Below are 21,459 nucleotides of genomic sequence, written 5' to 3'. Positions count from 1 at the left end.
GCGCCGCGCCGCCCGCGTCGCGCAGCGCCTGGCTGGCCTGCGCCAGGTTTTTGCCGACGCCGTGGCTATCATCCAGCAGCGCGGTGATTTCCCGGGCGAGGGTGGAAGCGGTCGCCAGCCGGGAAACCCGTCGTCCCAGATTGTGATACGTCACCCGCGCCGCCACGGCGGGCTGATCGAACGCCACCGGCATCACCAGCAGCGGTCGTCGGGCGGCGATGCCTTCCAGCACGGTGTTATACCCGGCGTGGCACAGGATCATATCCGCCTGGAGGATCACCTCGCGCTGGGGAACAAAGCTTTCTACCCGATGCGCGCCGTTACGGTACAGCCCGTCGACCTGCGCGGCGTCGAGCCCGCCGCAGTGGGATATCGTCACCTCGGCGCCCGCCAGATGGCAGGCGCGGGCCAGCGTGCGCATCAGGGAATAGTGGTGCCCGTGCAGCGTCCCCAGGGTGGCGTACACCACGGGTTTGGGATTACGCGGCGGGGTTAGCGTGGCGTCCACCGACTGAAACGCGCCGATATAGTGAAAATGGTCGGGCAGGGCGCGGCGCGGGAAATCAAACGCCACAGAGCCTTGCGCCACCTGGGCCAGCGGCGACAGGCAGTGATCCAGCCGATAACGGGCAGTCAGCCCGAAGCGGCGGCTGTAATGGTCGATGACCCGATAATGCGCCTGCATCAGCCGGTCGTAGACCCGCTCGCTGCCCGCGTAAAGCTTGCGTGCGGTGTCATCCTCGGCATAGTTGAACGGCATCACCGGCAGCGGTAAATCCGGTTCGCGGTTGACCGGCAGGGCGCAGGCCGCTGATACAAACGGCAGACCCAGATACTCGCTGACCAGCGCGCCCGCAGGCTCCATTTGATCGACGATCGCGCCGTCAACCTGCAAGCGCTTTAACAGGCCCGGCAGTTCGCGGCACAGCGCCTCGGTATGCCCGGCCAGCGTGCCGGCGATGCGGAAAAAGGTGCGGGCGGCGGGGTCGCGGAAACGCCGCTGCGCCGCCGCGATCGCCTCCGGCAGCGACGGGCAGCCGCTGATGCGCGGATTATCGCGGGCGATCAGTTCCGGGCTGGCAATAAACGTCAGGCGGTGCCCTTTGCCGCTCAGGTGCAGCGCCAGCGCTTCCATCGACCGGATATGGCTGTAGAGCGGCGGGACGATAATCGCAAAATGGCTCATCGTCAGCGGCCGCACCAGACGATGTCGGCGTGCTTCAGGGCCTCCAGACTGGGGCTGCCGGTACAGAAACAGGCCAGTTTGAGCTGATCGATGGTGACGGTGAAACGCTCCACCACCGCCCGGCTGGATTCGGTCGCGCTATCGAGGATCGCCGCCGCCTGTCCGACGAGACTGGCCCCAAGCCGTAGCGCTTTCGCCGCGTCGATACCGCTGCGGATGCCGCCGGAAGCGATAAGCGGGATTTGCGGATAAGATTCGGCAATCGCCTTGACCGCGTCGGCGGTGGGGATACCCCAGTCGGCGAACGCCATCGCCAGCGCGCGCAGATGGGCATCCTGGGCGCGCTTTCCTTCTACCGCCGCCCAGCTGGTGCCGCCCGCGCCCGCCACGTCAATGGCGCTGACGCCTGCGTCAATCAGCCGGCCCGCCACGGCGGCTGAAATCCCTGCGCCCACCTCCTTCACCACCACGGGCACTTCCAGGTAACGCACGACACGGGCAATGGCGTCAAGCTTGCCTGACCAGTCATGGTCGCCATCGGCTTGCAGCATTTCCTGGAGCGGGTTGAGATGGACGATCAGCGCATCGGCTTCGATCATTTCCACTACCCGCCGCGCATCGTCGATGCCTTTATCGCCCGCCAGCTGCGCTGCGCCCAGATTCGCCATCAGCGGGATGTCCGGCGCCAGTCGGCGTAGCGATTTGTCGATGCCGCTGTCGGACTTGCCTTCCAGGGCGATGCGCTGGGAGCCGACGCCCATCGCCACACGCAGCTCCTGGGCCGCTTCCGCCAGATGGTGATTGATAAATTTCGAGCGCTGCGCGCCGCCGGTCATGGAACTGATCAGCAGCGGGGCGTTGAGGGTTTTGCCGAGAAACCGGCTGGAAATATCAATGGCCTGATAATCGATTTCCGGCAGGGCGCAATGCACAAAGCGCCAGTGTTCAAAGCCGGTGGATGTCCCCGTCACGTCCTGCGGGGAGTTAAGGATAATGTCCAGATGATCGTTTTTCCTCTGTACAATTCCCTGCTGTTTCAACGCCATGGTATTCCTCCAACCTGGCTGGTAAACGATACACAAATGGACACATTCAGGCGCTTTTCATGGCGGGTTTCTCACCTGCCAGCGTCAGGGTTAACCAGGCATGAATAAACTGACGGGTTTCCTGCCCGGCCACGCACACGGCGGCCAGGTGCTCATTGGCGGAGTGAAAATGGTGATAGACCCGATCGCAGACCCGCTCCCGGCCCAGCACGTTCACCAGCGTAGGCTTACCGGCATCCTTGTTGCGATCCTTGCCGGTGGTGAAGTGGCTGTCTGACAGGTCGTCCAGCAGTTGAAACAGCTGGCCAAAGTCGGTGGCGAACGCCGACAGCCGCTGGTGGGTGGCGTCGCTGGCGCTGGCGGCCAGGGCGATCACCTGGAGCATGGCAATAAACAATACGCCGGTTTTCAAATCGTTAGTGGCGGTAATATCGTTGATATTCTGAGGACGCCCGACGCCCGCCAGATCGCGAAACTGGCCGAGCACCAGCCCCTGTTCGCCCACGGCGTTTGCCAGTTCGCCCACGACCCGCGCTTTCTGCTCGCCGCTCAGCCCGCTGGCGGCGGAGACCTGCGCAAAGGCTTTTGTGAGCAGCCCAATCGCCGCGAGGATCGCCACGCTTTCGCCATATTTCTTGTGGATGGTCGGCTTGCCGCGCCGCATGTCGGCGTTATCCATGCAGGGGATATCGTCAAGGATCAGCGAGGCGCTATGGATCATCTCCACGGCGCAGGCGAGGTCGAGTAAAGTCTTCTCTTCGCCCGGATACCCCAGATCGTGCGCGATCAGCATCATCATCAGGGGGCGGATCCGTTTACCCTGGCCTAAGACGCTCTCCTGCATCGCCATGCCCACTGCAGTATTACTGTCGCAGCTCTTCAGTAATCCGCTGAGGTGATGCTCGATAGTGCTTTTGATTTCGTGGACAGACACGCCACCGGACAGGGTGTTTTGATTCTCGCTCATTGATGAGGGACCGCCATGGAAACAGACTGTAGTGTTTGTTTAACCGTAGACTGCGCGGCGGGGGTTTGCCAGTAAAGCAGTGTACAAGTTTGTAACTTTACGATGTACAAGTTTGCAATAACCGGCTCAGGCGGGACAGGGGCTGGGCTGCCGATAGAAAAACGCCATCTGACGCGGAATCAGATGGCGACGGTTAACGGTTTACAGACCGCGCTGTTCCATCAGGCGGGCCAGGTCAATCAGGCGATTCGAGAACGCCCATTCATTGTCATACCAGGCGAGGATTTTCACCAGATTGCCGCCAATCACCAGGGTTGAAAGACCGTCGATAATCGATGAGCGGGCATCGCCCTGATAGTCGCTGGAAACCAGCGGCTCCTCGCTGTAACCCAAAATCCCCTGCAACGGGCCGTCAGTCGCGGCGGCGCGGAAGGCGGCGTTAACCTCTTCAGCAGTGACATCGCGCTTCAGCGTCACGGTTAAATCGACAATCGAGACCACCGGCACCGGGACGCGCAGCGAATAGCCGGTCAGCCGTCCGTCGAGTTCCGGGATCACTTTGCCGAGCGCTTTGGCCGCGCCGCTGGAGTAGGGAACAATCGACAGGGCGGCGGCACGCGCGCCGCGCAGATCTTTTTCCGGCTGGTCATGCAGCGCCTGGCTGTTGGTGTAGGCGTGCGTGGTGTTCATCAGGCCGTGCTCAATGCCAAACTGCTGGTGCAGTACCTGTGCCGCCGGCGCCAGCCCGTTGGTGGTGCAACTGCCGTTGCTGACCACAAAATGTTTTTCAGGATCGTAGTGCTGATGGTTCACGCCCATCACCAGGGTAATGTCGTCGTTTTTCGCCGGGGCTGAAATAATCACGCGCTTTGCCCCGCCGTGGGTGATATGCACCGCCGCCTTTTCGCGCTCGGTAAAGAAGCCGGTGGCCTCAATCACAATATCCACGCCGACGCTTCGCCACGGGATGTCTGCCGGGTCACGTTGGGAGAACACTTTCACGGCTTTGCCGTCGATGCGCAGTTCCCCTTCGCCTGCCTCAACCGTCAGCGGCAGGGTGCCGAGCAGAGAGTCATATTTCAGCAGGTGCGCAAGGGTTTTGCTGTCGGTCAGGTCGTTAATCGCCACGATGTCGACCTGCGGATCGTTAAGTGCTGCGCGGAATACGTTGCGCCCAATGCGGCCAAAGCCGTTGATGCCGATCTTTAACATAGTTACCTCCTGATGTGCCGTTTCTGCCATCAGAATAGTCAGCGGCCGGTTTGGCGTAAATGACAAAAAAGGATCACTTTACGCCATTTTACGGCAGTGGAAGCGCTGGCGATATTCGCCGGGGGTAAGGTGCAGTTGTTTTTCAAAGATGCGGCGCAGATTGATGCTGCTGCCGAAACCGGTGATGTGCGCGATGCGCTCCAGGGTTTCGGTGGTCTGCTCCAGCCGGTCGCGGGCCGCAGCCAGACGCGCTTCCGCCACGTAACGAGCAGGGGAGACGCCGGCTTCCCGGGTGAATACCCGGGTAAAGTTGCGCGGGCTCATGGCCACGCGCTGGGCCAGATTTTCCACCGACAGATCTTCTGCGAGGTTCGCCAGGATCCAGTTTTGCAGATCGCCCACCGGACCGTCATGTTCGGCCCGATCCAGTTTATAGCGGCTGAACTGCAACTGCCCGCCGGGACGACGCAGGTACATCACCATATCCTGGGCCACGTCCCGGGCGAGGGTAAATCCGTAATCCTCTTCCACCAGCGCCAGGGTTAAATCAAACCCGGAGCTGACCCCGCCGGACGACCACATCGGGCCATCCTGCACGTACAGCGGGCCGCCTTCCACCTTCACCTGCGGATAAGTGGCCTGCATGGTTTCCAGCAGACGCCAGTGGGTAGTGGCGCGGCGGCCATCCAGCAGACCGGCCTGCGCCAGCAGCATCGCGCCGCCGCAAATCGACGCCACGCGCCGGGCATGGGGCGCAGCCATTCGCACCCAGCTTGCCACCGCGTCGCGCTCGTCCAGGTGGGTGCCGCGCCCGGTGATCATGATGGTATCGCGCGCTTCAAACGGGTCCAGCTCGGTGAGACGATGGTCCGCCAGCAGGTTCAGACCCGACTGGCCGTGGATCACCTGGTGCGGTTGGGTGGTTGCGATGGTGATGCGGTAGCGCGGCGCGCCGGAAGTATTGGGATGCAGCCGGTTGGCCTGCATCAGAATGTCGGCGATACCGGCGGCTTCGAACAGCATGCCGCCATCAGGAACGATAATCAGGATAGTTTTCATGGCCTGAAATGTAGACTTTTTACAAAAGAAGTCAAACGGCGTTTTCAGTCGTGAGACGCGGCTTTTTGCCAGCCGCGCTAATTTGAGCAGGCCACCAGGCTGGGTGAGTGCCGATGCCGCAATCGGCGGCACCGGCACCCTGCGGGTAGTGGCGCGGTGGATGACATGGTTCCCGGGCTGCGCCACCGCCTGCAAAGCAAGACCGTTTACGCTTTGACGACAGGCTTACTCCGGCGCCTGGCCTTCCCCCTGTTGGGAAGGCCATTTCCAGTTTTGTACTTCGGGTAAATCCTCGCCATGCTCGCGCACGTACTGATGGTGAGCGGCGATTTTCTCCTGCAACGCGTCAAGAATGGCGTCGGCGTTGCCCTGTAGCGATGGCACCCGCAGGATTGCCGCCTGCGCCAGGTGAAAGCGATCCAGCTCATTGAGCACCGTCATATCAAACGGCGTGGTGGTGGTGCCTTCTTCCATAAACCCGCGCACGTGGAAGTTGCGATGGCTGTTGCGCTGGTAAGTCAGGCGGTGGATCAGGCTCGGGTAGCCGTGGAAAGCAAAAATCACCGGCCTGTCGGGGGTGAAAATCGCCTCGAAATCCTGTTCGCTTTTCCCGTGCGGATGCTCATCCTGCGTTTGCAGCGCCATCAAGTCCACCACGTTGACCACCCGGATACGCAGCCCGGGAAGGTACTCGCGCAGTAAATCCACCGCCGCCAGCGTTTCCATGGTCGGCACGTCTCCCGCGCAGGCCATCACCACATCCGGGGACTCTCCTGGCGCCACGGTGCCAGCCCATTGCCAGATGCCCATCCCGGCAGCGCAGTGTTGCGCCGCATCGTCCAGCGTCAGCCACTGGGGCGCGGGCTGTTTACCGGCCACGATAACGTTAATGCGGTCCCAGGTTTTCAGGCAGTGGTCGGCCACGCACAGCAGCGTGTTGGCGTCCGGCGGCAGATAGATGCGCACAATATCGGCCTTTTTGTTCGCCACATGATCCATAAAACCGGGGTCCTGATGGCTATAGCCGTTGTGATCCTGACGCCAGACATGCGAGGAGAGCAGATAATTAAGCGACGAAACCGGCTCGCGCCACGGCAGCTTGCGGGTGATCTTCAGCCATTTGGCGTGCTGGTTGAACATCGAATCAATAATGTGGATAAAAGCCTCATAGCAGTTAAACAGGCCGTGCCGCCCGGTCAACAGATAGCCCTCCAGCCAGCCCTGGCACTGGTGCTCGCTGAGAATTTCCATCACCCGGCCATCCGCTGCCAGCTGTTCATCATAGGGTTTCACCGGCTCCTGCCAGGTACGGCTGGTGACATCGAACACCTTACTCAGGCGGTTCGATGCGGTTTCATCCGGGCCAAACAGGCGGAAGTTATCCGGGTTGCGCTGGAAAATCCCCGCCAGATAAGCGCCCAGCGCCGACGTCGATTCCGCCTGGGTTTCCCCTGGCTTAACGACATCCACGGCGTAGTCCCGTAATGCCGGGGTGACCAGCTCCCGACGCAGACGGCCACCGTTGGCCCAGGGCGACGCTCCCATGCGCTTATCGCCCTCCGGTGCCAGCGCGCGCAGTTCAGGCCTCAGCGTGCCGCGCTCGTCAAACAGATCTTCCGGCTGATAACCGCGCATCCAGCGTTCGAGGATCTGACGGTGGTCGTCATTCTCGCGGCACGATGAAATCGGCACCTGATGGGCGCGCCAGAAATCCTCGACTTTTTTGCCGTCCACCGTTTGCGGGCCGGTCCAGCCTTTCGGGCTGCGCAAAGCGATCATCGGCCAGCGCGGCAGTTGATCGGGGGGATTGCCGCTGCGCGCCTGCTGCTGGTACTGGCGAATGCTCTCCAGCGCGTGCTCCAGGGTTTCCGCCATCTGGCGGTGCATTTTCTCCGGCTCATGGCCGCAGACGATCAGCGGCTGATAGCCGTAACCCCGGAACAGCTGCTGGAGATCTTCGTCGCTGGTGCGCCCGAGGATAGTGGGGTTAGCGATTTTATAGCCGTTGAGGTGCAAAATCGGCAGCACCGCGCCGTCGCGTGCCGCATTCAGGAACTTGATGCCGTACCAGCTGGAGGCCAACGGGCCGGTTTCCGCCTCTCCGTCGCCAATCACGCAGGCGGCGATCAGCGACGGGTTATCAAACACCGCGCCGAAGGCATGGGACAGGGAATAGCCCAGCTCGCCGCCTTCGTTGATCGAGCCCGGCGTTTCGGGGGCCGCGTGGCTGGGGATGCCGCCGGGGAACGAAAATTGTTTAAACAGCTTTTTCATGCCGTCGGCGTCAGGGCTGATATCGGGGTAAATTTCGCTGTAGCTGCCTTCAAGCCAGGTGTTGGCGACCATGCCTGGCCCGCCGTGCCCCGGTCCGCAGATATAGATCATATCCAGGTCGCGCTGGCGGATGACGCGGTTAAGGTGCGCGTAAATAAAGTTCAGGCCCGGCGTGGTGCCCCAGTGGCCCAGCAGACGCGGCTTAATGTGTTCGGGTTTGAGCGGTTCGCGCAGCAGGGGGTTATCCATTAAATAGATTTGCCCGACGGAAAGATAATTCGCGGCTCGCCAGTAGCGATCGATTAACTGGATTTCACTATCGGAGAGTGGGTTGGTTTCAGTCATGCTTTCCCCATATTGTCTTGTATGCCAGATAAGCAAGAAGGCGAGGCTCCTTAACAGAAACTGCCTCTAAAGCCTGGCATAGATTCGCGGGCTGGCGGCGTTTCAGGACAATTCGCGGCGCAGCACGTATTGCTGTGCAAAAAATCACCAGTACAATAGGCAAAACCTTTTCATAACGGATGCCCATGATCCTGATTAAAACGCTGTCGCTCAGCCTGCTGTGTATCATTCTGCTCTCTCTGGTCGCCAGCGTCGGCCAGGCGATGTATCACCACGATCCTCAGGCGCAGCGAGGGTGGTGGGCGGCCCGCAGCGATTCCGCCGGAATGGCCCCCGATCCGCGTAAAAACGCCGCGCTGGCGGTGGTGCAGGTTTACGCCGCGCCCACCTGGGGCTGGAAGGGGGTGGTGGCGGTACACCCGTGGATCATCTTTAAGCGTGCCGGAGAAACTCAGTACAACCGCTACGAGGTGATTAGTTGGGGCTCGGGTGAGAAAGTGCGCCGCAACCGCAATGCGCCGGACGGCTACTGGTACGGCTCGAAGCCACGCCTGCTGGTGGAGCATCGCGGGGCGACGGCCGAAGCCATGATCCCGCAGATCGAAGCGGCGATTGCTTCTTATCCCTGGCCGGATAGCTATCGCGTCTGGCCCGGACCGAACAGCAATACTTTTATTGCCCATATCGGGCGCGAAGTGCCGGCGCTGAAGCTGGATATGCCTGCCAATGCGATCGGCAAAGATTTTCGCTCGCTGCGCCATGTGGTGGGCTTACCGCCGTCAGGGCGCGGGGTGCAGGTTTCCGTGCTGGGTGTTGCCGGGGTGACGTTGGGGGTTGAAGAGGGGTTTGAGGTGAACGTGCTGGGCCTGAATGTCGGCCTGGACGTATCGCCGCTGAAGCTGAGATTGCCGTTTATCGGCGGCGTGGGGCGGGATAATTTGCAGAAGCAGAGGGAAGGGGGCGAGGAGTAAATCCTGCGCCGCCTGAGCGCCGTGACATTCGTAAAACTCGACGGCGCGTTTGAATACAATGCCGATCGGGCTGTGCGTCGTTCCGGGGAAAAGTATCTTGCCTGTCCGGGATAACGCCGCCAACAGGCGTTACTCGTTGCCCCACTGGTTGAGGAAATCCGCGATCTCATCAATACGTCCCTGATTAATCCCGGCTTCAACAGCCATCTCCTGCTGGGCCTCTTCGCTGATTTCTTCGTTATTCATCAGGCGGGTGATCAGCAACTGGAAATAGTGCGCCAGGGCGTCCCGTTCGGTTTCGGTGACGGCGATTTCTGTTTCTGTCGCGTACTCGTCGGCGATGTCATAAAACTTCAGTGGAATAGAAGACGTCATTGTGAATTCCTTTGAGAAAGAAGCATGGGCTGGAGCATAGCATTTTTATCAGCATCTGCGCTGGGCCGATTGTTGAACTTAGTGCTCCCTGTTCACAACGCGAGCCTGCTAAAATCAACGTTATATTCTCTCTTTTTATTACAGGTTACATCGACAATGGCTCTGATCCCCAAAAACTACGCGCGGCTGGAAAGCGGCTACCGTGAGAAAGCGTTAAAAATTTATCCCTGGGTATGTGGGCGTTGTTCGCGGGAGTTTGTTTACTCGAACCTTCGCGAATTAACGGTCCATCATATCGATCACGACCACACCAATAACCCGGAAGACGGCAGTAACTGGGAGTTGTTGTGCCTGTTTTGCCATGATCATGAACACTCGAAGTACACCGAAGCTGACCAGTACGGCACCAACGTAGTGGCCGGGGAGGACGCCCAGAAAGACGTGGGAGTCGCCACCTATAATCCGTTCGCCGATTTAAAGTCGATGCTCAATAAAAAATAACGGTAAAAAAAATCCACGCCGTAGCGTGGATTTTTGTTTTCAGTCAATAGCTTAGACATTGAACAGGAAGTTCATCACATCGCCATCCTTCACGATGTAATCCTTCCCTTCAGCGCGCATTTTGCCCGCTTCTTTAGCGCCTTGCTCACCCTTATAAGCAATGAAATCTTCATAAGCGATGGTCTGGGCACGGATAAAGCCTTTCTCGAAGTCGGTATGGATTTTACCCGCCGCCTGCGGCGCAGTCGCGCCAACCGGGATGGTCCATGCGCGCACTTCTTTCACGCCAGCGGTGAAGTAGGTTTGCAGGTTCAGCAGGGCATAACCGGCGCGGATCACGCGGTTCAGGCCCGGCTCTTCAATGCCCAGTTCGGCCATAAATTCTTCGCGGTCGGCGTCGTCCAGCTCGGCGATATCAGATTCCACAGCGGCACATACCGGCACCACCACAGAACCTTCTTTGTCGGCGATTTCACGCACTTTATCCAGGTACGGGTTGTTTTCGAAACCGTCTTCGTTAACGTTGGCGATGTACATGGTGGGCTTCAGGGTCAGGAAGCTCAGGTAGCGGATGGCCGCTTTGTCTTCCGCCGTCAGGTCCAGCGCGCGCAGCATCCCGGCGTTTTCCAGGTGCGGCAGGCATTTTTCCAGCGCCGCCAGCTCCGCTTTGGCGTCTTTATCGCCGCCTTTGGCTTTCTTCTGCACGCGGTGAATGGCGCGCTCGCAGGTTTCCAGGTCAGACAGCGCCAGCTCGGTATTGATAACGTCAATATCTTCCGCCGGATCCACTTTACCCGCCACGTGGATGATATTGTCGTTTTCAAAGCAACGCACCACGTGGCCGATAGCTTCGGTTTCGCGGATGTTGGTCAGAAACTGGTTACCCAGGCCTTCGCCTTTGGACGCGCCTTTTACCAGGCCCGCGATATCCACGAATTCCATGGTGGTCGGCAGAATGCGCTGAGGCTTAACGATTTCCGCCAGTTTGTCGAGACGCGGATCGGGCATTGGCACCACGCCAGTGTTCGGCTCAATGGTACAGAACGGGAAGTTAGCCGCTTCAATACCGGCTTTGGTCAGCGCATTGAACAGAGTGGATTTACCGACGTTCGGCAAGCCGACGATACCGCATTTGAATCCCATGGTTTAGATCACCTTAATTGCTTGATTATCATTGAGTTAAAACAGGCTCAACGACCGGAAATAAATAACTTTGCCTATTATACATCGAACGGGCGTTATTCGGGGCGTATTTCACCCCGCCCCCCGATAAAAAGCCGACTATTGCGCCCTGAAGGCATGTAAACGGTTAGTGGCTTTGGTCAGGCCTTCTTTCAGCCAAATCTCGGTGCAGCGCGCCGCTTCGTCTACGGCGTCGTCAATTAATTTCTGCTCGGAGACAGGCGGTTTGCCCAGTACAAATCCAACAACTTTGTTTTTATCGCCGGGATGACCAATTCCCACACGTAAGCGGTGAAAATTCGGGTTATTGCCCAGCTTGCTGATGATGTCTTTCAGGCCGTTATGCCCGCCGTGGCCGCCGCCGAGTTTAAATTTGGCGACGCCGGGCGGCAGGTCTAACTCGTCATGCGCCACTAAAATCTCATCCGGCGCAATGCGGTAAAAGCCCGCCATCGCCGCCACCGCTTTGCCGCTCAGGTTCATAAAGGTAGTGGGAACCAGCAATCGTACATCTTCACCCGCGAGGGAGACCCGTGAGGTATAGCCAAAAAATTTGGCTTCTTCTTTCAGCGGCGCGCGCAGGCGCTCCGCAAGTAAATCCACATACCATGCCCCGGCGTTATGGCGGGTCGCCGCATACTCAGCGCCAGGGTTCGCCAGGCCGACAATCAATTTTATCGTCACGTTATTATTCCAGGTTGCCCGTTAATCGCCGGGTAGTTTACTTCGCTCAGGTCGTGATGACAAAGCGCTGCGCTTGTGACGCAAAGATATTGAATAATAACTAAGCTGAACCATTAGAATTTCATTCAGTTCAGCAAGTTATATGTCAAGTTTTGTGAGCTCAGGCGCGTAAATGTGATCCCAGACGCAACAGAGAACCATAACTGTTGTCTATACTTTACACACAAGGAATGGGGATATTCCCACACACCCTTTCGTTCCGGAGGTGACATATGAAACGCAAAAACGCTTCGTTACTCGGTAACTTTCTTATGGGGTTGGGCTTAGTTGTCATGGTCGTTGGCGTCGCGTATTCCATCCTCAATCAGCTGCCTCAGCTCAACCTGCCACAGTTTTTCGCCCATGGAGCGGTATTAAGCATTTTCGTTGGTGCCGTGCTCTGGCTTGCCGGCGCGCGCGTTGGCGGGCATGAACAGGTTTGCGACCGGTACTGGTGGGTGCGCCATTTCGATAAGCGCTGCCGCCGCGACGAACATCGTCATAGCTAATCACTCAATTTTAAAGGACGGCGCCGCATGCGGGGCCGTTTTTTTTTGACTGTAACGCAACGCGCTGATGCAGGCGCAGCGGCCCGCATCAGCGTAATGGATCACAGTTCGGCGAGTGCCGCCTCGCGGTCGGGGAAGAACGCCAGACGCCCGGGGATGGGCTTGACGTGAGCGCGGGCCAGGGTGCGCAGCGGCTGGAATTCCAGATGGCAGATGCGCAACTCGCAGCCTTCCGGCAGGCGGGCGATAAAGCGTTGCAGGGCATCCAGACCGCCTGCGTCCAGCACCGGCACCGCATCCCACTGCATTACGATGATACGTTTCCCTTCGGCCTGCTGCATCAGCGGGCCAAATACCCCTTCAGCAGCGGCGAAAAACAGCGGGCCGGTAACGCGTACCGCCAGCACATCATCCGGCACCGTCACGTTGAGCGGCGCAAGCCGCGTCATGCGCGCGACCCGGCGCATAAACAGCAGCGAGGCCAGCACAATGCCGACGCTGATGGCAATCACCATGTCGAACAGCACGGTGAGCGACATGCACAGCAGCATCACCAGAATGTCGTCTTTCGGCGCATGGCGCAGCAGGCTAACCACTTTATGGGCTTCGCTCATGTTCCACGCCACCATCAGCAGCAGCGCCGCCATGGCCGACAGCGGCAGCCAGGAGAGCAATGGAGCCAGCGCCAGCAGCGCCATAATCACCAGCAGGGAATGGATAACTGCCGCGATGGGCGACGTGGCCCCGGCGCGCACGTTGGCGGCGGAACGGGCAATCGCCGCGGTGGCGGTGATGCCGCCGAAGAACGGCGCAATCAGATTGCCCAGCCCCTGGCCGATCAACTCGCTGTTGGCGTTATGTTTGGTGCCGGTCATGCCGTCGAGCACTACCGCGCACAGCAGCGACTCAATCGCGCCCAGCATCGCCATGGAAAACGCGGCGGGCAGCAGCGCCTGAATCGATGACCAGCTCAGCGTAAAGCCGGAATCAGGAATGTTCCACGGCAGCATCAGTTGCGGCAGCAGTTGCGGGATGCCGCTACCCTGGGTGCCGTCCGCCAGCACGTAATGGAAGCGTGAGCCGATCGTGGCCACATCGCCGCCGAGCATATTCACGACGGCCATCACGGCGCAGCCCGCCAGCAGCGCGGGCAGATGCGGCGGCAGGCGAATGCCGAAGCGCGGCCAGAACACCAGCACGCCGAGGGTCACAATGCCGATGACCGCATCACCCATGTTCAGGGTCGGCATCGCCATCACCAGCGCGCCGACTTTCTGCAAATAGTGTTCCGGCACATGCGCCATTTCCAGGCCAAAGAAGTCTTTGATCTGCATAGTGGCGATGGTGATACCGATACCGGAGGTAAAGCCCAGCGTCACGGACAGCGGGATGTATTCAATCAATCGGCCAAAGCGCGCGAGGCCGAACAGCACCAGAAATAGCCCGGAAATCAGCGTCGCCATCAGCAGGCCCGCCAGCCCGAACTGCTGGGCCACCGGGTAAAGGATCACCACAAAGGCGGCGGTGGGGCCGGAGACGCTAAAGCGCGAGCCGCCGCTTAAGGCAATGACGATCCCGGCCACAGCGGAAGTGTACAGGCCGTACTGCGGCGCGACGCCGCTGCCAATGGCCAGCGCCATCGCCAGCGGAATAGCAATAATCCCGACGGTGATCCCGGCAATGACGTCGCGGCTAAAGCGCGACGCGGTGTATTTTTCCCGCCAGCAGGCGTCGATGAGGGCGCGAAATGGCAGGAAATGGGCGATTGAAGATGTTTTCACTGTGTTTCATCCATGAGCGCATCATCTGTTGAGTGTATGTCAGATGAAGGAGGCATTAGTCATACAAATACATCATGCAATAAAAAAAACCCGCCGCAGCGGGTTTCTGAACGCATGTCTATCAATGTTCGAACATTGCAGAAATGGATTCTTCGTTGCTGATACGACGAATCGCTTCTGCCAGCATACCGGAAAGGGTCAGGGTGCGGACTTTTTCCAGCGCTTTGATTTCCGGTGCCAGCGGAATGGTGTCACATACGATGAACTCGTCGATCACGGAGTTCTTGATGTTTTCCACTGCGTTGCCGGAGAAAATCGGGTGAGTCGCATAAGCGAAGACGCGTTTCGCGCCGCGCTCTTTCAGCGCTTCCGCCGCTTTGCACAGGGTGCCGCCGGTATCGATCATGTCATCAACCATCACGCAGTCGCGGTCAGCCACGTCGCCGATGATGTGCATCACCTGGGACACGTTAGCGCGCGGACGACGTTTGTCGATGATCGCCATGTCGGTATCGTTGAGCAGTTTAGCGATAGCGCGTGCGCGTACTACGCCGCCGATATCCGGGGAAACCACGATCGGGTTGTCGAGGTTTTTCTGGATCATATCTTCGAGCAGAATCGGGCTACCGAAGACGTTGTCTACCGGCACATCAAAGAAGCCCTGGATCTGTTCTGCGTGCAGGTCCACCGTCAGAACGCGGTCAACGCCGACGCTCGACAGGAAATCAGCAACCACTTTTGCGGTGATCGGCACACGCGCGGAACGCACGCGGCGGTCCTGACGGGCATAGCCAAAGTAGGGGATCACAGCGGTAATACGGCCTGCGGAAGCGCGACGCAGGGCATCTACCATCACAACCAGTTCCATGAGGTTGTCGTTGGTGGGGGCACAGGTGGACTGGATGATGAAAATATCACCACCGCGTACATTTTCATTGATTTGTACGCTGACTTCGCCGTCGCTAAAGCGACCGACAGCAGCGTCGCCGAGGGAGGTGTACAGGCGGTTGGCAATACGTTGTGCTAGTTCCGGGGTGGCGTTACCAGCAAAAAGCTTCATATCAGGCACGAGAAGAACCTCAGGCATGCGTCCAGTGGTGGATGACGGCATCTAAGCGGGTGAAGCTCGCCATCCAGGCGGTGTATTTAAAGAGCATGGCGCAACATCTGGAACAGGGTGACGTTGTCACCATAACTCAGTATGCCCGGAATTCCTGCGCTATTCGTCAACAACTACGTCAAGCGCTTGATGCAGCGGAGAGCGGTTAACTCCCCTGGCGACAAAGCCATGCAGCCATTCCGGGGCTTGCTTAAGCACCTGGCGAGCAGCGGATTCTGTGTCAAATTCAGCAAATACACAGGCCCCTGTGCCAGTCAGGCGCGACGGCGCGTATTCTAACAGCCAGGAAAGCGCGGCATCAACCTTACGAAAACGTTTTCTTGCGATAACCTCGCAATCATTGCTGAATTCACATTTTAGTAACGCTTCCAGTGGTCGTTTCGGGGTGTCGCGTGGCAAATCCGGATCGCCAAAAATCACTGGCGTGGAAATGCTCTCGCCAGGATGCGCCACCAGATACCATTTTTCAGCAGGCTCGACAAAGGTCAGCAGCTCGCCCACGCCTTCGGCAAACGCGGCGCGCCCGCGCACGAATACCGGCACATCCGCCCCCAGCGTCACGCCGAGTTGCGCCAACTGTTCATCGCTAAAACCGGTTTTCCACAGATGGTTCAGCGCCACCAGGGTCGTCGCGGCGTTGGACGACCCGCCGCCCAGCCCGCCGCCCATCGGAAGTTGTTTATCGACAGCAATATCCGCGCCCAGCGGGCCGGTAAAACCGTTATCGCGCGCGTGGGCGGCCAGCATCCGCGCGGCGCGCACGATCAGGTTAGCTTCATCCGCCACGCCGTCCACCGGGCTCAGCAGCCGGATTTGGTCGTCAGCGCGCGGGTCGATATCCAGCGTGTCGCCGTAATCCAGAAACTGAAACAGCGTCTGGAGATCGTGATAGCCGTCAGGACGACGGCCAGTGATATACAAAAACAGGTTCAGTTTTGCAGGAGAGGGCCAGCGACGCATTATTTCACCGTCCAGCTATCCATCTTCAACTTGATGCGCTGATCGCCTTCGCGCAGCTCCATGTTAGTGGGCAGCGCCGGTTGGGTTTGGGTATCGTAACCGCCGTAAGTCACGGTCCAGTTTTTACCGTTCTGGCTGTAATTCAGCTCGCGCAGGCGATAGTTTTCATCCAGCTTGTAATCGGTGGCGTCCCCCGGAATGCCCAGGATCCACTGGCGCAGACTATTGAGCGGGATCGGCATCCCGGTCAGTTTGCCGATCATATCTTCGGCGTCGGTATCGGTGTAACGCTGGCCTTTGCTATCCACCAGCTGCACCACGCCCGGCTGCGCGTTGAGCTCCAGCTCAGTGCTGCCCAGCGGGTTAGTCAGCAGCAGGCGATAGCGATCCTGGCCGGTTTGCTGCCAGAAAAAGCGCGCATACACTTTTTGGCGGTCAGACAGATAGGCAAATGCGCCGCGGGTCTGGTACTGCGAAATCTTCGCGACCTGCTGCTGATGCTGCTGCCATTGCGGCGAATCGGGGCTTTTCCCCGGACCTTTTGGTGTTGTCACGGCGCAGGCCGTCAGGATCAGGCTTGCCAGCGGTAAAAGTCGAATGAGCGGGAACGGGGAGCGAATCATAATAGCGGCAAATCCTTGAAAGTAGGTTAGCTTGATAACCTTTCATGCTAGCTGTCAGCGAGAAATGCGTCTACGGTCAAGTTATCTTAAATGATCGGTTCGCCGATTGATTCAAAAGAGGTACTTCTCTTTTATTGACCCTGCTCATCCTGTATGATGCACCAGGTTCAACCTTATCAACGCTGGTACTATTCCCGCACACATGACCCTTTTAGCACTCGGCATCAACCACAAAACGGCCCCGATTTCACTGCGAGAACGCGTTACGTTTTCGCCGGAAACGCTCGACCAGGCGCTGGCAAGCCTGCTGGCGCAGCCGATGGTGCAGGGCGGGGTGGTGTTATCCACGTGCAACCGTACCGAACTCTATTTAAGCGTTGAGCAGCAGGACGATCTTCACGAGCGTCTGGTGCGCTGGCTGTGCGATTACCACCAGCTTGATGAAGCCGAAGTGCGCAACAGCCTGTACTGGCATCACGACAACGACGCCGTCAGCCATCTGATGCGCGTTGCCAGCGGGCTGGATTCGCTGGTGCTCGGCGAGCCGCAAATTCTTGGCCAGGTCAAAAAAGCCTTTTCGGATTCCCAGCGCGGGCATACCCAGTCCAGCGAACTGGAGCGTATGTTCCAGAAGTCGTTTTCCGTGGCCAAAAGGGTGCGTACCGAAACCGAAATCGGCGCCAGCGCGGTATCGGTAGCCTTCGCCGCCTGTACCCTGGCGCGGCAAATCTTTGAATCGCTCTCGAAAGTCACCGTGCTGCTGGTCGGCGCGGGGGAGACCATCGAACTGGCGGCGCGCCATCTGCGCGAACATAACGTCTCGAAAATGATCATCGCCAACCGTACCCGCGAGCGCGCTCAGCGTCTGGCGGATGAGGTAGGCGCAGACGTGATTGAACTCAGCGAGATCGACCAACGCCTGAAAGAAGCCGACATTATTATCAGCTCCACCGCCAGCCCGCTGCCCATCATTGGCAAAGGCATGGTGGAGCGCGCGTTAAAAGCCCGCCGCAATCAACCGATGCTGCTGGTGGATATCGCGGTGCCGCGCGACGTGGAGCCGGAAGTGGGCAAACTTGCCAACGCCTATCTCTACAGCGTGGACGACCTGCAATCGATCATTCAGCATAACCTGGCGCAGCGCAAAGCCGCCGCCGTGCAGGCTGAAACCATCGTAGCCCAGGAGGCCAGCGAGTTTATGGCCTGGCTGCGCGCCCAGGGCGCCAGTGAGACCATTCGCGAATATCGCAGTCAGGCCGAACAGGTGCGTGACGATCTCACCGCCCGTGCCATTGCTGCGCTGCAACAAGGCGGCGACGCCGAAGCCATCATGCAGGATTTAGCCTGGAAGTTAACCAACCGGCTGATCCATGCGCCAACCAAATCTCTCCAGCAGGCTGCCCGTGACGGGGATGACGATCGCCTGCATATTCTGCGCAACAGCCTTGGGCTGGAGTAGCACAACAACACATATTATAAGGTGAAACACCGCCTATGAAGCCTTCTATCGTTGCCAAACTAGAAGCCTTGCAGGAGCGCCATGAAGAAGTTCAGGCCCTGCTTGGCGATGCTGCGACTATCGCGGATCAGGATCGCTTTCGCGCGCTCTCCCGTGAATACGCACAGTTGAGCGATGTATCGCGCTGTTTTTTGCTCTGGCAACAGGTTCAGGAAGACATCGAAACGGCACAGATGCTGTTGGATGACCCGGAAATGCGCGACATGGCGCAGGAAGAGTTAAACGAAGCGAAACAAAAAAGCGAGCAGCTGGAGCAGGAATTACAGGTTCTGCTGCTGCCGAAAGACCCGGATGACGAGCGCAACGCCTTTGTCGAAGTGCGCGCCGGAACCGGCGGCGACGAAGCCGCGCTGTTTGCCGGGGATCTGTTCCGCATGTACAGCCGCTACGCCGAATCACGCCGCTGGCGGGTCGAGCTTATGAGCGCCAGTGACGGCGAGCACGGCGGTTATAAAGAAGTGATCGCTAAAATCAGCGGCGACGGCGTCTATGGCCGTCTGAAATTCGAATCCGGCGGCCACCGCGTCCAGCGTGTACCCGCCACCGAATCCCAGGGCCGTATCCACACTTCCGCCTGTACCGTGGCGGTGATGCCGGAACTGCCGGATGCCGAGCTGCCGGATATCAACCCGGCGGATTTGCGTATCGACACCTTCCGCTCTTCGGGTGCGGGCGGTCAGCACGTCAACACCACCGATTCCGCTATCCGCATTACCCACCTGCCGACCGGCATTGTCGTGGAGTGCCAGGACGAGCGTTCTCAGCACAAAAACAAAGCCAAAGCGCTGTCGGTGCTTGGCGCGCGCATCCACGCGGCGGAAATGGCCCGGCGCCAGCAGGCGGAAGCCTCGACTCGCCGCAACCTGTTGGGCAGCGGCGATCGCAGCGATCGCAACCGCACTTATAACTTCCCGCAGGGCCGCGTTACTGACCACCGCATCAACCTGACGGTGTACCGTCTGGATGAGGTGATGGAAGGCAAACTGGATATGCTGATCGAGCCTATTGTTCAGGAATACCAGGCCGATCAGCTTGCCGCACTCTCCGAGCAGGACTAATGGAGTTTCAGCACTGGTTACGCCAGGCCGCCGCACGCTTAGTGAATAGCGAGTCTCCGCGTCGCGACGCGGAGATCCTGCTGAGCCTGGTAACCGGTAAAGCGCGCACCTTTATTCTGGCCTTCGGCGAAACGCAGCTAACCGAGGCGCAGCTTGCCGAGCTTGACGCGCTGTTAGCCCGGCGCACAGCGGGAGAACCCGTGGCCTATCTTACTGGCGTTCGGGAGTTCTGGTCGCTGCCGCTGATGGTCTCCCCGGCGACGCTGATCCCGCGTCCGGATACCGAGTGCGTGGTGGAACAGGCGCTGGCCCGCTTGCCCGCTGAACCTTGCCGCATTCTCGATTTAGGGACCGGCACCGGCGCGATTGCGCTGGCGCTGGCGTCCGAACGCCCGGACTGCCGGGTCGTCGCGGTGGATAACGTGCCGGACGCGGTGGATCTGGCGCAGCGTAACGCCGCACGTCTGAACATTGCGAATATCGATATCCGGCAAAGCGACTGGTTTAGCGCCGTTCAGGGCGACCGTTTTCAGCTTATCGTCAGCAACCCCCCTTATATCGACAGCGAAGATCCGCACCTCCGGCAGGGCGACGTGCGCTTTGAGCCGCTGACTGCGCTGGTGGCGTCTGATGCAGGGCTGGCCGATATCGACTATTTAATTCGGGAAGCGCGCGCGTTTCTTGAACCTGGCGGCTGGCTGGTGCTGGAGCACGGCTGGCAGCAGGGCGAGGCGGTACGCGCTTTGTTTCATCAAGCAGGATTTTTGGCAGTAGAAACCGGTCTGGATTATGGCGGCAACGAACGCCTGACCATGGGACAAATAACATCACAGGAGTAAGTCATGGCGACCTATTTTGCGCTTAAGCACGTGCATATTCTCACCGCGTTCCTTTCCGTGAGTCTGTTTATTCTGCGCTACTGGTGGCAATATCGCGGGTCAGCCATGTCGACCAAACGCTGGGTGCGTATTGTCCCACACGTGAACGACACGCTGCTGCTGGTGACCGGGGTGGCGCTGGTGATGATCACCCATTTCTACCCATTCACCCCACAAGGCGCATGGCTGACTGAGAAGCTTTTTGGCGTTATCATCTACATCGTTTTAGGTTTTATCGCGCTGGGCCGACGCCCGCGTAGCCAGCAGGTGCGCTGGATAGCCTTTCTGCTGGGCCTGGTGGTTATTTACATTGTGATTAAGCTGGCCACCACCAAGATACCGTTATTGGGGTTTGTATGAAGTCGTTAGCCGATTTCGAGTTTAATAAAGCGCCGTTATGCGACGGCATGATTTTGATTTCCCAGCTGATCCGCGACGACTTCCCGACGCAGGACGTCTACGATCGGCTGCAATCGCTGGTGGCGCTCGCCCGTGAAGAGATCAGCGGCGGGCTGCACCAGGATATCCAACTGGAAAAACTGCTGGAGCTGTTTTACGGCGAGTGGGGCTTCCAGGATTCCCGGGGCGTCTACAAGCTTTCCGACGCGCTGTGGCTGGATAAAGTGCTGGAGAACCGCCAGGGTAGCGCCGTCGCGCTGGGGGCGATCCTGCTGTGGGTGGCCGAACAACTGGATATTCCGCTGATGCCGGTGATTTTCCCGACCCAGCTGATCCTGCGCGCCGACTGGATGGACGGCGAAATGTGGTTGATCAACCCGTTCAACGGCGAAACGCTCGACGAGCATACGCTGGAAGTGTGGCTCAAAGGCAACATCAGCCCGGTGGCGGAGCTGTTTGTTGACGATCTTGATGAGTCCGAGAACGCGGAAGTGATCCGCAAACTGCTCGACACCCTGAAATCGGCGCTGATGGAAGAGCGGCAGATGCTGCTGGCGCTGCGCACCAGCGAAGCGCTGTTGCAGTTCAACCCGGAAGATCCCTACGAAATCCGCGATCGCGGGCTGATCTATGCCCAACTGGACTGTGACCATATTGCCCTGACCGATCTGAGTTATTTCGTTGAGCAGTGTCCTGAAGACCCAATCAGCGAAATGATCCGGGCGCAAATCAATTCGATTTCTCACAAGCAGATTACCCTGCATTAATGGC

At 58.9% G+C, this 21,459-nt stretch carries 21 protein-coding genes; 8 read left to right on the top strand and 13 right to left on the bottom strand.

Annotated elements, in window-relative coordinates:
* The 6 genes from GV764_RS04100 to GV764_RS04075 all read right to left on the bottom strand — a co-directional run.
* Positions 1-1,186 (bottom strand): glycosyltransferase (locus GV764_RS04100; RefSeq protein ID WP_161659102.1); only part of this gene is annotated, 1,186 nt, incomplete at its 3' end.
* 2 nt (positions 1,187-1,188) lie between these two features.
* On the bottom strand, positions 1,189-2,226 hold the full coding sequence (fni, locus tag GV764_RS04095; protein ID WP_161659107.1) for a type 2 isopentenyl-diphosphate Delta-isomerase: 1,038 nt from the start codon (positions 2,224-2,226) through the stop codon (positions 1,189-1,191).
* Between the two features lie 52 nt (positions 2,227-2,278).
* Positions 2,279-3,199: a polyprenyl synthetase family protein gene (locus tag GV764_RS04090; RefSeq protein ID WP_161659101.1), complete on the bottom strand. Its 921-nt coding sequence runs from the start codon at positions 3,197-3,199 to the stop codon at positions 2,279-2,281.
* A gap of 201 nt (positions 3,200-3,400) precedes the next feature.
* Complete coding sequence (gene gap / locus GV764_RS04085) at positions 3,401-4,411, bottom strand: type I glyceraldehyde-3-phosphate dehydrogenase (RefSeq protein ID WP_161659100.1); 1,011 nt, start codon at positions 4,409-4,411, stop codon at positions 3,401-3,403.
* 78 nt (positions 4,412-4,489) lie between these two features.
* Positions 4,490-5,470: a helix-turn-helix domain-containing protein gene (locus tag GV764_RS04080; protein WP_161659106.1), complete on the bottom strand. Its 981-nt coding sequence runs from the start codon at positions 5,468-5,470 to the stop codon at positions 4,490-4,492.
* 225 nt (positions 5,471-5,695) lie between these two features.
* A complete protein-coding gene (locus GV764_RS04075; RefSeq protein ID WP_161659099.1) occupies positions 5,696-8,089 on the bottom strand; it encodes a phosphoketolase family protein in 2,394 nt (797 codons plus the stop codon).
* 185 nt (positions 8,090-8,274) lie between these two features.
* On the opposite strand from GV764_RS04075, the gene GV764_RS04070 reads away from it, so the two are divergent.
* Positions 8,275-9,060: a DUF3750 domain-containing protein gene (locus GV764_RS04070; protein ID WP_161659098.1), complete on the top strand. Its 786-nt coding sequence runs from the start codon at positions 8,275-8,277 to the stop codon at positions 9,058-9,060.
* A gap of 129 nt (positions 9,061-9,189) precedes the next feature.
* Here the strand turns inward: GV764_RS04070 and GV764_RS04065 are convergent, their stop codons facing one another.
* Positions 9,190-9,435, bottom strand: a complete 246-nt coding sequence (locus tag GV764_RS04065) for a DUF2543 family protein (protein ID WP_161659097.1) — start codon at positions 9,433-9,435, stop codon at positions 9,190-9,192.
* 156 nt (positions 9,436-9,591) lie between these two features.
* Between GV764_RS04065 and yajD the strand changes: the two genes are divergently transcribed.
* Complete coding sequence (gene yajD / locus GV764_RS04060) at positions 9,592-9,936, top strand: HNH nuclease YajD (RefSeq protein WP_161659096.1); 345 nt, start codon at positions 9,592-9,594, stop codon at positions 9,934-9,936.
* A 51-nt stretch (positions 9,937-9,987) separates the two neighbouring features.
* Here yajD and ychF read toward each other — a convergent pair whose 3' ends face one another.
* A complete protein-coding gene (gene ychF, locus GV764_RS04055; protein WP_161659095.1) occupies positions 9,988-11,079 on the bottom strand; it encodes a redox-regulated ATPase YchF in 1,092 nt (363 codons plus the stop codon).
* Between the two features lie 138 nt (positions 11,080-11,217).
* Positions 11,218-11,802 carry an aminoacyl-tRNA hydrolase gene (gene pth, locus GV764_RS04050; RefSeq protein ID WP_161659094.1) on the bottom strand — a complete coding sequence of 195 codons (585 nt, stop codon included), beginning with the start codon at positions 11,800-11,802 and terminating at the stop codon, positions 11,218-11,220.
* Between the two features lie 272 nt (positions 11,803-12,074).
* Between pth and ychH the strand changes: the two genes are divergently transcribed.
* The gene (gene ychH / locus GV764_RS04045; protein ID WP_125295384.1) at positions 12,075-12,350 is read left to right on the top strand and encodes a stress-induced protein YchH; all 276 of its coding nucleotides are present in this window, start codon (positions 12,075-12,077) and stop codon (positions 12,348-12,350) included.
* A gap of 101 nt (positions 12,351-12,451) precedes the next feature.
* Here ychH and dauA read toward each other — a convergent pair whose 3' ends face one another.
* The 4 genes from dauA to lolB all read right to left on the bottom strand — a co-directional run bounded on the left by dauA (position 12,452) and on the right by lolB (position 16,834).
* Positions 12,452-14,131, bottom strand: a complete 1,680-nt coding sequence (dauA, locus tag GV764_RS04040) for a C4-dicarboxylic acid transporter DauA (RefSeq protein WP_161659093.1) — start codon at positions 14,129-14,131, stop codon at positions 12,452-12,454.
* 121 nt (positions 14,132-14,252) lie between these two features.
* Entirely contained in the window at positions 14,253-15,200 is a 948-nt protein-coding gene (prs, locus tag GV764_RS04035; RefSeq protein WP_002437209.1) for a ribose-phosphate diphosphokinase, read from the bottom strand.
* Between the two features lie 150 nt (positions 15,201-15,350).
* Positions 15,351-16,211, bottom strand: a complete 861-nt coding sequence (gene ispE, locus GV764_RS04030; RefSeq protein ID WP_201743058.1) for a 4-(cytidine 5'-diphospho)-2-C-methyl-D-erythritol kinase — start codon at positions 16,209-16,211, stop codon at positions 15,351-15,353.
* Entirely contained in the window at positions 16,211-16,834 is a 624-nt protein-coding gene (gene lolB / locus GV764_RS04025; RefSeq protein ID WP_161659092.1) for a lipoprotein insertase outer membrane protein LolB, read from the bottom strand. The genes ispE and lolB overlap by 1 nt, the downstream gene beginning before the upstream one ends.
* A gap of 202 nt (positions 16,835-17,036) precedes the next feature.
* Here lolB and hemA point away from each other — a divergent pair, with 202 nt between their 5' ends.
* The 5 genes from hemA to sirB1 are packed head-to-tail and all read left to right on the top strand — an operon-like array spanning position 17,037 to position 21,455.
* The gene (gene hemA, locus GV764_RS04020; RefSeq protein ID WP_161659091.1) at positions 17,037-18,293 is read left to right on the top strand and encodes a glutamyl-tRNA reductase; all 1,257 of its coding nucleotides are present in this window, start codon (positions 17,037-17,039) and stop codon (positions 18,291-18,293) included.
* 35 nt (positions 18,294-18,328) lie between these two features.
* A complete protein-coding gene (gene prfA, locus GV764_RS04015) occupies positions 18,329-19,411 on the top strand; it encodes a peptide chain release factor 1 (RefSeq protein ID WP_161659090.1) in 1,083 nt (360 codons plus the stop codon).
* On the top strand, positions 19,411-20,250 hold the full coding sequence (gene prmC / locus GV764_RS04010; protein WP_161659089.1) for a peptide chain release factor N(5)-glutamine methyltransferase: 840 nt from the start codon (positions 19,411-19,413) through the stop codon (positions 20,248-20,250). The genes prfA and prmC overlap by 1 nt, the downstream gene beginning before the upstream one ends.
* Before the next feature lie 3 nt (positions 20,251-20,253).
* Positions 20,254-20,649: a SirB2 family protein gene (locus tag GV764_RS04005; protein ID WP_125295391.1), complete on the top strand. Its 396-nt coding sequence runs from the start codon at positions 20,254-20,256 to the stop codon at positions 20,647-20,649.
* The gene (gene sirB1 / locus GV764_RS04000; protein WP_161659088.1) at positions 20,646-21,455 is read left to right on the top strand and encodes an invasion regulator SirB1; all 810 of its coding nucleotides are present in this window, start codon (positions 20,646-20,648) and stop codon (positions 21,453-21,455) included. Before GV764_RS04005 ends, sirB1 begins: the two co-directional genes overlap by 4 nt.
* Positions 21,456-21,459 lie beyond the last annotated feature (4 nt).

This window comes from Atlantibacter hermannii (assembly GCF_009907385.1).
GTDB classification, from domain to species: domain Bacteria; phylum Pseudomonadota; class Gammaproteobacteria; order Enterobacterales; family Enterobacteriaceae; genus Atlantibacter; species Atlantibacter hermannii_A.
This window is presented reverse-complemented; position numbering and strand designations above follow the sequence as displayed.